This window comes from Micromonospora sp. NPDC049081, from assembly GCF_040648835.1.
Taxonomy (GTDB): Bacteria; Actinomycetota; Actinomycetes; order Mycobacteriales; family Micromonosporaceae; genus Micromonospora; species Micromonospora antibiotica.
Genome location: NZ_JBEZEK010000001.1, coordinates 881187 through 896132, shown reverse-complemented (window position 1 = coordinate 896132; position 14946 = coordinate 881187). Strand labels below are relative to the sequence as shown.

The 14946-nt window shown below is 75.5% G+C and carries 10 protein-coding genes; 4 read left to right on the top strand and 6 right to left on the bottom strand.

Going from position 1 to position 14946, the window contains the following annotated elements:
* The first annotated feature begins 117 nt into the window (after window positions 1-117).
* Complete coding sequence (locus tag AB0B63_RS03420) at window positions 118-447, top strand: hypothetical protein (protein ID WP_208568747.1); 330 nt, start codon at window positions 118-120, stop codon at window positions 445-447.
* A 115-nt stretch (window positions 448-562) separates the two neighbouring features.
* Here AB0B63_RS03420 and AB0B63_RS03415 read toward each other — a convergent pair whose 3' ends face one another.
* The gene (locus tag AB0B63_RS03415; protein ID WP_219464053.1) at window positions 563-2134 is read right to left on the bottom strand and encodes a leucyl aminopeptidase; all 1572 of its coding nucleotides are present in this window, start codon (window positions 2132-2134) and stop codon (window positions 563-565) included.
* 160 nt (window positions 2135-2294) lie between these two features.
* Between AB0B63_RS03415 and gcvT the strand changes: the two genes are divergently transcribed.
* Entirely contained in the window at window positions 2295-3425 is a 1131-nt protein-coding gene (gene gcvT / locus AB0B63_RS03410; protein WP_357014248.1) for a glycine cleavage system aminomethyltransferase GcvT, read from the top strand.
* 244 nt (window positions 3426-3669) lie between these two features.
* Here gcvT and AB0B63_RS03405 read toward each other — a convergent pair whose 3' ends face one another.
* The 3 genes from AB0B63_RS03405 to AB0B63_RS03395 form a co-directional block, all read right to left on the bottom strand.
* Complete coding sequence (locus tag AB0B63_RS03405; RefSeq protein ID WP_208568744.1) at window positions 3670-4965, bottom strand: DUF2314 domain-containing protein; 1296 nt, start codon at window positions 4963-4965, stop codon at window positions 3670-3672.
* A 65-nt stretch (window positions 4966-5030) separates the two neighbouring features.
* Complete coding sequence (cobS, locus tag AB0B63_RS03400; RefSeq protein ID WP_357014246.1) at window positions 5031-5804, bottom strand: adenosylcobinamide-GDP ribazoletransferase; 774 nt, start codon at window positions 5802-5804, stop codon at window positions 5031-5033.
* Window positions 5794-7917, bottom strand: a complete 2124-nt coding sequence (locus tag AB0B63_RS03395; protein ID WP_357014244.1) for a bifunctional adenosylcobinamide kinase/adenosylcobinamide-phosphate guanylyltransferase — start codon at window positions 7915-7917, stop codon at window positions 5794-5796. The genes cobS and AB0B63_RS03395 overlap by 11 nt, the downstream gene beginning before the upstream one ends.
* Window positions 7918-8086: 169 nt before the next feature.
* Between AB0B63_RS03395 and AB0B63_RS03390 the strand changes: the two genes are divergently transcribed.
* The gene (locus AB0B63_RS03390; protein ID WP_357014242.1) at window positions 8087-8287 is read left to right on the top strand and encodes a hypothetical protein; all 201 of its coding nucleotides are present in this window, start codon (window positions 8087-8089) and stop codon (window positions 8285-8287) included.
* Window positions 8287-9084, top strand: a complete 798-nt coding sequence (locus AB0B63_RS03385; RefSeq protein ID WP_208568740.1) for a site-2 protease family protein — start codon at window positions 8287-8289, stop codon at window positions 9082-9084. Before AB0B63_RS03390 ends, AB0B63_RS03385 begins: the two co-directional genes overlap by 1 nt.
* Before the next feature lie 42 nt (window positions 9085-9126).
* Here the strand turns inward: AB0B63_RS03385 and AB0B63_RS03380 are convergent, their stop codons facing one another.
* Window positions 9127-10125: an aldo/keto reductase family protein gene (locus AB0B63_RS03380; protein WP_208568739.1), complete on the bottom strand. Its 999-nt coding sequence runs from the start codon at window positions 10123-10125 to the stop codon at window positions 9127-9129.
* 52 nt (window positions 10126-10177) lie between these two features.
* The gene (locus tag AB0B63_RS03375) at window positions 10178-14806 is read right to left on the bottom strand and encodes a WG repeat-containing protein (protein ID WP_357014239.1); all 4629 of its coding nucleotides are present in this window, start codon (window positions 14804-14806) and stop codon (window positions 10178-10180) included.
* Between the last annotated feature and the right edge of the window lie 140 nt (window positions 14807-14946).

Genomic DNA, 14946 nt, shown 5'->3' with positions numbered 1-14946 from the left:
CCTCGGTCATCTTGTCACTTGCCCGTCCGGGGCGCGTACCGAGGTGCCCAACGACACGTCCCCGACACGTACTCTTGGCACCGTCCTCGACGACGGACGGGGGAGAGGAGTAGCCCGGTGGCGCTGTTCCGGCGACGCAAACCGCCGACCCCGGCCAACCGTGACCGGCCGGCCGAACGGGCTGACCTGGATCACCTGGCCAACTTCGCCCGCACCCGCCGGGGGGTCGAGGCGTTCATCGAACCCCGGACCACGATGACCGAGACCACCGTCATCATGATCGCCGACGACGGCGAGTGGACCCGGCGGCGCATCGACGGCCCGGAGGGCGCCCGCCGCTTCGCGCACGCCCTGGGCATCCCGATCTACGACGTCCGGCTGATGGGCTACCCGCAGCGGATGCGCGACTACAACGAACGCCGCAAACGCCGACCCGAGCTGTTCTGAGCCCCGCCCCGCCCCGCCCGGTGCCGGCGACGTCACGCCCGACCGGCGACGCGCCCGGCCCGGGAAAACGCGGACGGGACGCCCGTGGGCGTCCCGTCGTCGTGTCGCGAATCCGTCAGCCGTTGGCGGCGACGTCCTCGACCAGCTGCACCAGGGTACGCACCGGCACACCGGTGCCGCCCTTGGTCCAGTAGCCGGTCGGCTCACCCGAGTGGTAGCCGGGGCCGGCGATGTCGATGTGCGCCCAGGCGACGTCGTCGGTGACGAACTCGCGCAGGAACACCCCGCCCTGGAGCATGTGACCGGCCCGGTCCATGCCCGCGTTGACCTGCGAGATGTCCGCCACGTCCGAGTCCATGCCCTTGCGGACGTCGTCCGGCAGCGGCATCGGCCAGGCCGGCTCGCCGACCGTGTCACCGGCCACCTTCACCCGCTCGCACAACTCGGGGGTACCCATCACCCCGGCGATCCGCTTGCCCAACGAGATCACCTGACCACCGGTGAGGGTGGACGTCTCGAACAGGTAGTCGGTGCCGTCGGCGCAGGCCCGGGCCATCGCGTCGCCGAGGATCATCCGGCCCTCGGCGTCGGTGTTGAGCACCTCGACCCGCTTGCCGTTGAACATGGTGACCACGTCACCCGGCCGGTAGCTGGTGCCCGACGGCATGTTCTCCGCCATCGGCAGGTAACCGGTCACCGTCACGGACGGCTTGAGCGCGGCGATCGCCAGCATCGCCGCCCCGACGGCCGCCGCGCCGGCCATGTCGGACTTCATCTCCCACATGCCCTGCGCCGGCTTGATCGAGATACCGCCGGTGTCGAAGGTGATGCCCTTGCCGACCAGCGCGACCCGCTTGCCGTTCGTCTCACCCTGCGGGGTCCAGGTGAGCTTGACCAGGCGCGGCGGGGCCTCGGAGCCCTGCCCGACGGCGGTGATGCCGCCGTACCCGCCGGCCCTCAGCTCCTGCTCGTCGAGCACCTCGACGTCGAGGCCGGCGGCGCGGGCGGCGGTGGCGACGGCGTCGGCGAAGGCCGGCGGACGCAGCTCGTTCGGCGCGGTGTTGACCCAGTCCCGGCTGGTGCGCACCGCACCGGCCACCGCGGTGGCCCGGTCGATCTCGGCCTTGGCGGTCGCGTCGGCGGCGTCCGGTACGGCGATCAGCACCTCGGCCACCGGCTCCCGCCGGGACGGCTGCGGCTTGGTCTTGTAACCGGCGAACCGGTAGCCGCCGAGCAGCGCGCCCTCGGCGACCGCGCGCAGCACGGCCGGGGCGTCGGCATTGTCGGGCAGCGGCAGGCTCAGGGCCACCCGGGGTGCCCCGGCCAGCGCCCGGACCGCCGCGCCGGCGGCCCGGCGCAGGGTCTCCGGGGCGGGGGCGGCACCGGTCGGCTCCGGACCCAGCCCGACCGCCACGACCAGCGGTGCGGTGACGGTGCCCAGCGTGGCCAGCTTGATCACCTCGCCGGGGCCGCCGGTCGCGCCGAGCAGGGCCAGCGTCGCGGTCAGCTTGCCGTCGAAGGCGGCGGCGATACTCTCCGCGCCGTCGGCCAGCAGCAGGGTGCCGGCGGGACCGCTCGTGGCGTCCGGGCCGGTGGTCTGACTGTGTACGCCGATCACGATCGCGTCGACCGTGAGCTCGGCGGGGTCGGTGTCGACCAGGCTGAGGGTGGTGCTGGACGATGTCACTGAGCTACTCCGGGCGGGCCGGGCCGGCCGCGTCGTCGCGTACCGGCGGTGATGGTCTCCGGCGGCAACCTAACCGCCGGAGCGCGGGTGCGTCCCGCCGAACTGCCGACGGGTCCCGCCGATGCTAACCAGCGGCGCACCCACCGGTAAGTTGCCACCCATGACGGACGTGACCTCCGACGCCGCCGCGACCCGGCTGCGCCGTTCCCCGCTGCACGCGCGGCACACCGCGCTCGGTGCCAAGTTCGCCCCCTTCGGGGGCTGGGAGATGCCCCTGGAGTACGCCGGCGGCGGCGTACTCAGGGAACACGCGGCGGTCCGGACGGCGGTCGGCGTCTTCGACGTCTCACACCTGGGCAAGGCGCGGGTCACCGGCCCCGGCGCGGCGCGGTTCGTCAACTCCTGCCTGACCAACGACCTGGACCGGATCGGGGCGGGCAAGGCGCAGTACACGCTCTGCTGCGACGACGCCACCGGCGGGGTGGTCGACGACATCATCGTCTACCGGTACGCCGACGACCACGTCTTCCTCATCCCCAACGCGGCGAACACCGCCGAGGTGGTACGCCGGCTGCGCGCCGCCGCCCCGGCCGACGTCGAGGTCACCGACGAACACGACCGGTACGCGGTGCTGGCCGTGCAGGGCCCCCGCTCGGCCGAGCTGCTCGACGCGCTGGGCCTGCCCACCGGGCACGACTACATGAGCTTCTCCCCGGCGACACTGGCCGGTGCCGAACTGACCGTCTGCCGTACCGGCTACACCGGTGAGCTGGGCTACGAGCTGGTGGTGCCGGCCGAACACGCCGTCGCCGTCTGGGACGCGCTCTTCGCCGCCGGGGAGCAGGTCGAGCTGCGCGCCTGCGGGCTGGGCGCCCGGGACACCCTGCGTACCGAGATGGGCTACCCGCTGCACGGGCAGGACCTCTCCCTGGACATCACCCCCGTGCAGGGGCGCTCCGGATGGGCCGTCGGCTGGGACAAGCCGGCCTTCTGGGGCCGCGACGCGCTGCGCGCCGAGAAGACCGCCGGCCCCCGCCGTACGCTGCGCGGCCTGGAGGCCGTCGACCGGGCCATCCCCCGTGCCGGAATGACCGTCCACGCCGGTGACGCCCCGGTCGGCACGGTCACCAGCGGCACCTTCAGCCCCACCCGCAAGCAGGGCATCGCCCTCGCCCTGCTGGACACCGACCCGAAACTCGCCGACGGCGACCTCGTCGAGGTCGACATCCGGGGCCGCCGCGCCCAGATGCGCATCACCCGCCCCCCCTTCGTCACCCCCTCCGTCCGCTGACCCCACCCACCGGTTCTGTCCTCGGCCCCCGGGCTGGCCTCGGTGATCAAGAGGTTTACGTCACGTCGGGCCGAAATCCTGACCTAAACCTCTTGATCACCCGAGGCCAGCTCCCGCGACCCCGACTTGGGCTCGGTGATCAAGAGGTTTACGTCATGTCAGGCCGAGATTTTGACGTAAACCTCTTGCTCACCGGGCCGGGCCGGGCCGGGGCGAGGCGGGGCGAGGGCGAGGGCGGGTGGGGTTAGTGGGTGGGGTGGGGGCGTTCGCCGGCGTCGAGGACGGCCTGGGTCCAGCCGCCCTCGATGACGCCGGTGCCGTCGAGGACCGCCCAGTCGACGACCTCGGTGACGGCCACCTCGACCGGGGAGCCGATCCGGACGGTGGGGTCGGTGTTGGCGTCGCTGGCGCTCGCGCCGACGATCCGCTCCGGGGCGTCCCACGAGTTGACCCCGGCCCAGACGTACTCGGGGCCGTCGTCGCCGGGTAGGCCGTACTTGACCACCAGTTGGGCCTCCGGTGGCAGCCCGTCGGCGAGGAACCGGGCCCGGATGTCGTCCAACCCGGCGCGGGCGGTGGCGACGGCCCGGCTCATCGCGTCGCCCGAGCGGGCGTACCGGACGTCCGGCTCGATGCCGGAGAAGAGGGTCGCGCAGGCCGCCGCGAAGTAGCGACCGTCCGGCCCGGGGTGGCCGGGCGGCGGGCGCAGGCTGAGGAACGAGTCGGCCTCCGGGTCGGTCGCCGGGTCCAGCTCCAGACGCAGCAGCACCGGGGCCGTCGCGCCGTGCTGCTCCGGGTTGCCGTACGCCACCGCGATGTCGTGGCCGGTCACCGTGGCCAGCACCGGCAGCTGCACGAACGCCGGCACCTCCTCGCCGGCGAGCCCGTCGGTCCAGTCCCGCAGCAGCCGGCGGGCGGCACCGGTCAGCACCGCGCCCCAGGCCCGGGTGAGGTGGTCGGGCACCCCCTGGGTCTGCAACTCCAGCAGCCCGAAGCGGCGCAACCCCTTGGTGGTGAACCACAGCCCCTCGGTGTCCGAGGAGTACGGGACCAGCACCCAGTCGACCAGCCGGATGCGGCCCTGTGCGTCCGGCAGCGACTTCAGCGCCGTCGCCGGGTCGAGGAACTGCAACCCGAACACGTCCACCACGTCACCGTCGACGGATTCGGCGACGGCGGCGGCCACCGCGCGGGCCGCCCACTCGTGCGCCGGTGGCCAACCCGGCCGGTACTCGGCCTGCACCACCACCAGGTGGCTGGCGGCGGCGAGCCGGCCCAACTGGGCCTCGGTCGCGCCGAAGGCGGTGAGCAGGTCCGGCGGCAGCTGCGGGAACTCGTCGATCGAGCGGGTGTCCACCGACATCAGCGGGCTGTCCAGCATCTGCGTGGCCAGTCCGTAGACCGGGTCGGCGAGCCGGCCCGCCAACGCCCGTACCGCGGTCTTCGGGCTCACCGGTGGCAACCCCGCCATCGGTACCAGGTAGGTCGCGCTGAGCGACTCCGGGACCGGTACGGGCAGGAAGTCGTCCGTGATGAGCAAGTCGTCCCCCGGAAGGCCGTGCCGGTGTTGTCGGGGCAAACGCTACCCGGCACGCCGCGTCGTCCTCAGCCGGACAGCACCAAGCCCAGGTAGACCAGCGTGGTCACCACCTCCACGAGGGCCCCGAGCACGTCGCCGGTGATCCCGCCGAGGCGGCGTACCAGATGGCGGAGCAGGCCGGTGGCGACGGCGAGGGCGACCAGCACGGCCAGCGGCCCCTGCCACGGGCGGCCCGGCACGGCCGGCACCGCCGCCAGCGCGACGACGAGGGTGCCGACGACCGGTGCGACCGGCCCGACCGTCCCGGCGACCAGCGCGCCCATCCCGTCGGGACGGGCCGCCGGCACGCCCCGACGGCAGGCCAGGGTGATCCCGAGCCGACCGGCGGCGGTGCCGGCGACCACCGCGGCGAGCGCCGTCGGCCAGGAGCGTCCGGCCAGCTCGGCGAGGGTCGCCGTCTGGAGCAGCAGGACGACCACCAGCGCGACCACGCCGAACGGGCCCACGTCCGGCTTTTTCATGATCTCCAGCGCCGCCGCCCCGCGCCGGTACGACCCCAGCGCGTCCACGGTGTCGGCCAACCCGTCCAGGTGCAGCCCCCGGGTCAGCAGGGCCGCCACTCCGACGGTCAGCCCGGCGGCGACCAGGAGTGGGGCGAGCGCGGCCAGGACCAGCAGCACCGCCCCGAGCAGCACGCCGAGCAGCACCCCGACCAGTGGGGCGAGCGCCATCGCGGTGCCCGCCGTGGCCCGGTCGATCCGGCCGGCGCGGACCGGCACGGTGGTGAGGGTGGTCAGCGCCAGTCGGAACCCGTCGCCGCGCCCCGACTCAGCCGGCACGCCGGCCGGACGGGTCGCGTTCCGGCCCGGCGTCGGTGGTGGTCGGGCCCGGGCCGGCCGGCACCGGCTCCGCGAACTCCGGGGTGGCGTCCGGCCCGGCGGGCCCGGCGTCGGGATCCGCCACCTCGCCCACGGCCGGCCCGGCGTCGGGGTCCGCCGCCCCGGTCGCGGCGTCGCCGGCCGGGAGGTCGCTGGCCCGGTCGGCGGTGGCCGGAACGGTGTTGGCCTCGACCTCACCGGTCGGCGTGGCCCCGACCTCACCGGTCGGCGTGGCCCCGACCTCACCGGTCGGCGTGGCCGTGGCGGCGGTCGGCGTGGTCGGGGCGACGTCGCCGGTCGGGTCGCCGGTGGGCTCGTCGTCGGGGCCACCGTGGTGCGGGTGCGCGGGCAGCGACCCGGCCAGCGCCAGCACCGAGCGCAGCAGCGGCAGGGCGGCCAGCGCGTTGGCCCCCTCGCCGAGGTCGAGCCGCAGGTCCAGCAGCGGGGTCAGGCCGAGCACGTCGGCGGCGAGCCGGACCGCCGGGTGGCCGCCGTGGTCGACCAGCAGGCACCAGTGCCGGGCCTGGCCGGCCAGGTCCCGGGCGACCATGCCAGCGGCCAGCCCGACCGGCCCGTCCAGCAGCACCGGGACCCGGCGGGCGGTCGCACCGAGCAGCACACCGGCCGCCACCGCCACGTCGCCGCCGCCCAGCTCGGCCAGGATGTCCTTGGCGTCGCGGGGGGAGCGGCGGGTGCGGTGCAGGGCGTCCCGTACGGTCGCGCACCGCACCATCCAGGCGGCGTCGTCGATCTCGCCGTCGGCGGTGTGCACCCGACCCAGCACGGTCGGGGCCTCCGCGCCGGCCGTCGCCACGAGCACCGCCGCCGCAGCGGCCTCCGCGCCCGCGCCGCAGGCCCCCAGCACCAGCAGTCGTACGCCCGCCTCGGCGGCCTCCTCGGCCAACCGCCAGCCGTAGCGCAGCGCCGCCTCGACGGCGTCGGCGTCCAGCGCCGGCCCGTGTTCGATCGGCGCGGACGGCGGGGCGTCCACCACCTGGAGGCTGGCACCGCTCTCGGCGGCCAGCCGGGCCAACGCACCCCGGCCGGCGCGGGCCTGCCGGGCCAGTCGGGCCGACTCCCCGACCGGTGCCCCGGCCGCCGCGCCACCGGCGTGGTCGCCGTGCAGCAGCAGCACCCGGACACCGGTCCACGGCGTAGGCGTCGGCGTGCCCTGGGTGGCGGCGGCGAACTCGACCACCCGCTCCAGCACGCCCAGCCCGGCCCCCGGCAGGTCCAGGGTGCCGAGCCGCTGCACCGCCTGCGGTCCGGCGTACTCGTCGGGCATCGGCAGTTCCATGCCGGGCTGGATGACGAGCCCGGTGGCGACCACCGGCAGCGCCATGGTCGGTGCCGCCCAGCCGGTGCCGTCGGCGGTCGGTGCGGCCGGGGCCGCCGGCACGGTGGGGGTCAGCACGTCCGGCAGCGGCGGCTGCGCGCCGCCGGTCGGGTCCGCCACACCGCTGGTCGGCGCGGCCGCACCGGTGGTCGGGGTGGCCTGGGTGGGTACGTCGACCGGCCGGGCCGGGGTGGCCGGCTTGAGCCAGACCGGCTGGCCGGCGACCACCAGCGCGACGGCGTCGCAGGCGTCCGCGACGGCCCGGTTGGCGGCGCCCAGCGCATCGGTGAACGCCCGCCCCAACGGGGTGGTCGGCACCAGCGACAGCCCCACCTCCGGGCTGACCAGCACGATCCGCGCCTCGCTGGCGCGTACCGCGTCGGCCAGCTCGGTGATCGTGGCGACGTCGTCGGCCGGCTGGTGGGCGGGGTCGAGCAGCACGGTCACCCAGCCGCCCAGGTCGTCGACGAGCAGCGTCTCGTTCGGCCCGGCCGAGGCGAGCACGTCGGCGAGCCGGCGCGGGTCCCCGGCGGTCTCCTCGGTGGTCCAGCTGCCCGGCCGGCGGGCCCGGTGGGCGGCCAGTCGGGTGGCCCACTCGGTGTCGTCCGGGTCGGCGGCGGCCGACGTCGCCACGTACCGCACCGTGGGGGCTTCGGCCACCAGGGACTCGGCGAACTCCGACTTGCCCGAACGGATACCGCCGAGCACCAGGACCGTGTTCCACCCGTCAACGGACATGCCCGTACCTTAAGGCCGCCCGACCCGGCCCCGCCCGCCGGCCCGGGCCCGTCACGCTGCGCGGAACCCGGCAGCCAGGGGGCGTGCGTCCGGTGCGCTCCGCACCGGCCGACTACGCTTGCGGGGATCCGTCCCCCGGGGACGGTTGAGCGGCGAGGGGAGACGCGGCATGGCGTGGAGCTGGCGGTACGAGGGCACGGACGGCGCACCGGTCGACGGGCCGGCGGATACGTTCAGCAGCCAGGCGGACGCCGAGTCCTGGATCGGTCAGACCTGGCGGGAGCTCGCGACGTCCGGCGTCACCTCGGTCACGCTCGTCGAGGACGATCGGGTGGACTACCGGATGAGCCTGCTGCCGACGGCGGAGTGATGGGGTACGACCGCCCGGGGGGCGAGCCGCTGGTGCTCGGTGTGCCCCGGGCGGCGTTCCGGCCCAGCCCGATCTTCCTGGCCCTGGTGGCGCTCTTCGTCACCAGTGGCGTGCTGGTCTGGAACGGGGTGGGCAACGTCCGGTTCGACGTGTTCCTCTTCGTCGTCTCCGGCTGGCTGGTCTCGCTGTGCCTGCACGAGTACGCGCACGCGGTGGTCGCCTACCGGGCCGGTGACCGGGACATCGCCCACCGGGGCTACCTGACGTTGAACCCGCTCAAGTACACCCACCCGCTGCTGTCGATCGTGCTGCCGGTGGTGGTGGTGCTGCTCGGCGGCATCGGCCTGCCCGGTGGGGCGGTGTGGGTGGACCGGCACGCCATCCCGGGGCGGTTGCGGCACACCCTGGTCAGCCTCGCCGGCCCGGCCACCAACGTGCTGTTCACCCTGCTGCTGGTGGTGGTGCTGCGGGTGGGCATCGACGCGGGCGGCCCGATCGAGTTCTGGGCCGGGGTGGCGCTGCTGGCGTTCCTCCAGCTCACCGCGAGCGTGCTGAACCTGCTCCCGGTGCCCGGCCTGGACGGCGGCAACATGATCCAGCCGTGGCTCAACCCGCAGTGGCGCCGGATGTACGACATGTTCGCGCCGTTCGGCTTCATCCTGCTCTTCGCCCTGCTGTGGAACCCGCGCATCGGCAACTGGTTCTTCACCGCGGTCTTCTGGCTCAGCGACCTGCTGGGCCTGCCGCCGTGGCTCTACAGCACCGCGCTGTCCCTGATCCGCTTCTGGCAGACCTGATCCCATCCCACCCCGGACGGGGCGGGATGGGACCGGCGCCGGTCAGGGGCGCTGGGCCGGGCTCTCGGTCTTGGCCGGGTCCCGTTGGGTGACCGGGGCGACGATCTCGTCGATGGCCTTGAGTAGGTCGGCCTCCAGGGTCACCCCGGCCGCCTTGACGTTGTCGTGCACCTGGTCGGGGCGGGACGCGCCGATGATCGCCGAGGCGACGTTGGGGTTCTGCAACACCCAGGCGACGGCGAGCTGCGGCATGGTCAGCCCGGCCTGCTCGGCGAGCGGCTTGAGCTGCTGCACCCGGGTCAGCACCTCGTCGCCCAGCCACTGCGCGATGAAGTTGGCACCGGACTTCTCGTCGGTGGCCCGGGAACCGGCCGGCGGCGGCTGGCCCGGCAGGTACTTGCCGGACAGCACCCCCTGGGCCATCGGCGACCAGACGATCTGGGAGATGCCCAGCTCCTCGCTGGCGGGCACCACCTCGGCCTCGATGACCCGCCACAGCATCGAGTACTGCGGCTGGTTGGACACCAGCGGGATGCGCAGTTCCCGGGCGAGGGCGTGCGCCTCGCGCAGCTGTGACGCCTTCCACTCCGACACACCGATGTAGTGCGCCTTGCCGGCACGTACGACGTCGGCGAACGCCTCCATCGTCTCCTCCAGCGGCGTGCTGTAGTCGTACCGGTGGGCCTGGTAGAGGTCCACGTGGTCGGTCTGGAGGCGGCGTAGCGAACCGTTGATCGACTCCATGATGTGTTTGCGGGACAGACCACGGTCGTTGCGGCCGGGGCCGGTCGGCCAGTAGACCTTGGTGAAGATCTCCAACCCCTCCCGGCGCTCCCCGGCGAGGGCCTTGCCGAGCACCGTCTCGGCGCGCGTGCCGGCGTAGACGTCGGCGGTGTCGAAGGTGGTGATGCCGTTGTCCAGGGCGGCCCGGACACACGCCAGCGCCGCCTCCTCCTCGACCTGGGAACCGTGGGTGATCCAGTTGCCGTACGAGATCTCACTGACCATGAGGCCCGAACGGCCAAGGTGTCGGAATTCCATCCTGCGACCCTAGCCCCGACCGGCCCCGGGCACCCGCCGACGCGGTCGGGCGTCAGAGCACCGGGTGGGTGTCGGCGAGCAGCCTGTCGATCTCCGCCACCACCGTGTCCCAGTCGGGGTGCACCGGGGGGATCAGCGGTTCGCCCCGCCGGTCCAACGCCCCCCAGTGGCTCATCCCGTCGCCGATCAGGAACGCCACCGGGTGGATCACCAACGCCGGGTGCACCGGCCGGACCAGCACCGCGCCGGTGCGGTCGAGCACGCCCCGGCGGCCGGCCAGCTCCACCACGGCCAGCCCCTCGTCGGTGAAGCCGTCGAGCCGGCGACCGTCGGACAGCATCGTGTCGAGCCCGTGGTAGCGCGGGGGGACGACCAGTCGACCGTGCCGGTCCACCGCCCCCCAGCCGCCCCGCCGTACGGCCGCCACCCCGGCCCGGAACGGTCGTACCTCCTCGAAACCCGCCGGCACCACCACCGTCCCGTCGGGCTCGATCGCCGACCAGTCCGCGTCGCCGCCCTGCGACACCCAGGCCAGGCCGTCGGAGAAGGCCAGCACCCGGGCGTACGCGGTGTCGAGCCGGGTGACGCCCGACTCGTCGATCAGCTCCCAGCCGGCCTGGTCGGGGTGGCGTACCCAGGCCAGCCGCTCGTGGAACGGCTGCGCCTCGGCGTAGCGGTAGTCGACGACGAGGTCACCGTCGGTGTCCGCGTACCCCCAGCGGCCCCGGCCGTCCTGGGTGGGCCGCGGGGAGCGGCGGCCGTGCCGCACCTCGTCACGGCTGCGTGGGTACGGCCCGAACCCCTCCCGGGCCACCGCACGCGCGTACACCGCGTCCAGCGCCACCCCGATCCGCTCGGTCAGCTCCGGATCGTCGGCCCGGTGCAGGTCGAGGGCCCGCTCGAAGTGCCCGCACGCCTCGATCAACCGGCCCTGGTCATAGCAGCACCGGCCGGCGTGTTCGTGCAGGGCCGACCGCAGCCGGTCCGGCAGCTCCGTCGAGTTCGCCTCGGCGAAGAGCCGGTCGGCCTCGGCGAACTCACCCTTCCAGCGCAGCGCCTCGGCCAGCCGCGCCCGGGCCAGCGCGGTACGCCGCAGTTCACCGGTCGCCTCGGCGTAGGTCAGCGCGAGCCGGCCGTCGGCCACCGCGTCGGCGAGGTCGCCGACCAGCCGGGAGAGCACCGCCCTCAGACTGAGCAGCCGGGCCCGGGCCCGGTTGTCCAGGGCCGAGGCGAGCTTCTCGGTCAACCGGCGGCGGATGAGTCGTAGTTCGGTCGGGTCGTCGACCACCTCGCGCAGGGTCTGCGGGTCCAGCTGCCACCGGTAGCCGGCCAGCGCCTGCTCCGGATCGCCCTGGGGCAGGTGCGTCGACGCGGCCTGCCGGGCAGCAGCGGCACCGTCCGTGGCCGGGACCAGCTCGGGTGCCGCAGCCTGTTCGGCAGTGCCGGACCGGTCCGTGGTCGAGGTCTGCCCGGTGGTCGTGATCTGCCCGGTGGTCGTGGCCCCTTCGGGAGCTGTGTTCCGTTCCGTGCTGGTGGTCGGGTTCGTGGTCGTGGCTCGTCCCGGAGCCGGGGGCCGGTCCGGAGATGACGTCCGGTCCAGGCCGCCGACGACCGTCGCCGCCAGGCTGGTGGTCTCCGGCTGGACCCCGGTAGCGGTCTGCTGGACCCCGGTGGTGTCCGGTCGGGTCCCGGTGGTGGCCGGCTCCGGTGTGCCACCGGCCGGCCCGACGGCGTCGGCCACCGCGTCGGTGGCGGGCGCGGCGGTTGCCCGTGCGAGGTCGCCCGGCGGAACTCCGGCGGCGGTCGGCGCTGCCGTGGCGTTCGACACCCCCGCGCTGGTCGGTGCCGGGGTGTCGACCGGTGCTGTGGTGCCGGGCGGTGTCGTGGTGCCGGCCCGTGCCGGGGTGCCGGGCGGTGGCATGGTGCCCGGCGGTGCTGCGGTGCCGCGCGGTGGCGTGGTGGGCGGCGGTGGCGTGGTGCCGGGCGGTGGTGGTGTATCGGTCGGCGCTGTCGGGCGGGGCGGTGCCGCGGTGCCCGGCGGTGTCGCGGTGCCCGGCGGTGGCGTGGTGCCCGGCAACGTTGCGGTGTCGGGCGGCGTGGGAGCGGTGGTCGCCGCCGCGGCGGCACTCACGCCCGTGGCGGTACCGGTGGCCGGATCGTCGTCGGCCGGTCCGGTTTCGTCCGTGCCGGTGCCGTCCGTGACAGGGGCGGTCGGGCGGGTGCCGGCGACCGTGCCGGGGCCGGCCGTGCCGGGGTCAGTTGACGGAGGCAGCCCGGTCCCACCCGGGGGGCCGGCGAGTGGGGACGGGGCGTCCCGACCGGCGGTCGGCAGGGGACCACGGTCGGGACCGGGTCGGATGCCGGAGGCGCCGGAACTGGTCGCCAGGTCCACCGGCCCCGTTTCGCGCTCGGCGAGCCCGTGGGCGGCCGACCCCGTTTCGCGGTCGACGACGGTCGGCCGCCCACGGGTGTCGGCGGCGTCGGCTACCGGGGTCTCCGGCCGGTCCTCGGCGGGAGGGGGAGCGATGGGCGGGGTCGGCCGGCCAGCGGCGGCGGGGGCCGGCGAGCGGGGGGCCCGGACCTCCGTGCCCTCCGCCCGTGACACGTCCGAGGGGGGTGGGGTGGAGGCCGGTCGACCGGTGCGCGGTGCCGGCGGCTCGACCGTGGCGGGCGCTGCGCCGGCCGACGCGGTCGGCCTGTGCGACACGGTCTGGTCGGGCGGCGTGGGCGTGGGGCCGGGCGGCGTGGGCGTCGGGCGGGATGGCGTGGGCGTCGGGCGGGGCGGTGTCGTGGTTGGGCCGGGCGGTGTGGTCGGGCTGGACGGTGCGGCGGGCGTGGTTGGTGCGGAGGCCGAGCGGCCGGGTTGGAACCAGGCTGCGGCACCCCCGGACGTGGTACGGGCAGCGGTGTCCCGGTGGTCGGTCGGGTCGGGTTCCGGCGTCGGTGGGACGTACCGGCGTGGTCGGTCCGGGGTGATCTCCAGAGCGGTCCGGTCGGTTGCGGAGCCACCCGTGGCCGCCGCCGGGGTCCGCCCGGGAACGGCCCGGTCGGTGCCGGACCCCGTGGTGGGCCGGTCGGCCGGCGGGGTGGCCGGCGTGGGCTGGCGGAACTCGAGGTGCAACCGGGCGGCCGGCGGCGCCGAGACCGGGGCGGTCTCGTCCGGGTCGGGCGCGGGCGACCACCGGTCGGTGCGGCGCTGCCGGGTCGGCAGGTCGGCCGGCGGTACGGGCGTGCCCGGCGGCACCGGGCCGGGCCGCCCGACGCCCGGGTTGGTGGCGTCGGCGTGGCCCGGGCGGGCAGTGGCGGGGTGCTCGCCGGGCTGCGCCGGGGGCGGGCCGGGACGGGGACCCCACGGGCCGGACGGGGCAGGCGGGGCGGTGGGCCGGGTCGGCTCCGCCGGGTGGCGTTCCGGCCGGGCATACGGCTGCCGGACGTCGCGACCGTGCTCCGCTTCCCGGGCGGGGCGCAGCGGCTCCGCCCGGTCGGTGCCGGAGGTGTTCCACGGCTCGCGGGGTGGTGTGACCACCTCGCGGGAGCGTAGGTCGGGGTACGCCTCGCTGCGCACGGCCGCCTCGCGTGGGTCCGGCGACCGGCGCTCGTCGGGCCCGCGCGGGTGCTGCCAACGCTCCTCGGGAATGGGGGCCATCGCCCCTCGGCCGCCGTCGGGCGGGCGGTGCCGTGGGGCGTCCCCGGGCAGGCGGTACCGCTGGTCGTCGTGGCTGTGCGCGGCGGGTCGTTCGTCGTCCCGGCGGGGGGACCGCAGCGGGTCGTCGTCGCGGAACCGGGGTGGCAGGTCCCGTCCGGTCGGTGCCGGCCGGGCCGGGAGAGGTTCGTACCCACCGGTGGTGCGGTGCTGCGCGCCGTTGCCGGCCCGCTGGTCGGGATCGGCGAAGTCCTCGGCGGTCAGCCGGTCGTAGTCGTGTGTGTCGTCGGTGGTGCGACGGTCGGCGCTGGGGCGTTCCCCGGTGACCCGGCGGCGGGGCGGGTTCTGCGTCGGGGCGGCCCCCCAGCCCGGTTCGGTGGACCGGTCGGGCCGGGCACCGTGGGGCGGCTCGTGGCGGGGGGCGGGGGATACCGGCGGGCGGCCGGGGGAGACCGGCGTGACACCGGGGGCGGTGCGGTCCTGGCGGGGCGGGGCGTCGTGCCGGCCAACGTCGTCGTGCCGGTCGGTGTCGTGCCGGTCGCCGCCGGCCCGGTCGTGGTGCCACCCGGTCGGGGCCGGCTCGGCGGTGCCGCGCCGCCGGTCGGACCAGTTGGTCCGACCGGTCTGCCGGTCCAGGGCCGACAGTGCGTCGTACCGGTCGGGTACGTGCCGGTCCGCTGCGGGCTGACGGCGTTCCCGCTGCCAGATCGGCTCGTCCGGGAGCCGCCGGTACGCGTCGTCGGTCGGTCGCCGGTACGCGTCGTGGTCGGTGCGCGGTTCGCCACGGCGGTTCGTCTGGTCGTCCTGCTGGTCGGCCCAGGACCGGCCGAGGTAGGTGCCGTCGGGGCGGGTCGGGGCGAGCGGGGGCACCTCGGCGCGACCGGAGGCGGTGACCCGCCCCCGGGGGTCGGCGTACTGGCTGCCGATGTCGCCGGGGTAGCGCTGGCCGGGGAACTGGGGATGCCATTCGCCGGTCGGCTCGATCACCCAGGCGGGTTCCGGCGGGGCGTCCCAACGGTCGGGCCAACCGCCCGTCATCGGGGGGCTCCGTGGCCACGCGTGCGGCGCGGTCCGATGCCCGGCTCGCGTCGCTCGCTCACGGCGGTGTCACCTCGTTGCAAATTGTCGTGCGGGGCGCTCCGGGATGCCGGTAGAGTCCCCCGTCCGGCACGGCGGGG

What these genes read in the sequence shown, in the direction of transcription:
- AB0B63_RS03395 (WP_357014244.1), bottom strand. Translation starts at nt 7,917, where the DNA reads ATGTCCGTTGACGGGTGGAACACGGTCCTGGTGCTCGGCGGTATCCGT.
- AB0B63_RS03375 (WP_357014239.1), bottom strand. Translation starts at nt 14,806, where the DNA reads ATGACGGGCGGTTGGCCCGACCGTTGGGACGCCCCGCCGGAACCCGCC.
- AB0B63_RS03390 (WP_357014242.1), top strand. Translation starts at nt 8,087, where the DNA reads ATGGCGTGGAGCTGGCGGTACGAGGGCACGGACGGCGCACCGGTCGAC.
- gcvT (WP_357014248.1), top strand. Translation starts at nt 2,295, where the DNA reads ATGACGGACGTGACCTCCGACGCCGCCGCGACCCGGCTGCGCCGTTCC.
- AB0B63_RS03380 (WP_208568739.1), bottom strand. Translation starts at nt 10,125, where the DNA reads ATGGAATTCCGACACCTTGGCCGTTCGGGCCTCATGGTCAGTGAGATC.
- AB0B63_RS03385 (WP_208568740.1), top strand. Translation starts at nt 8,287, where the DNA reads ATGGGGTACGACCGCCCGGGGGGCGAGCCGCTGGTGCTCGGTGTGCCC.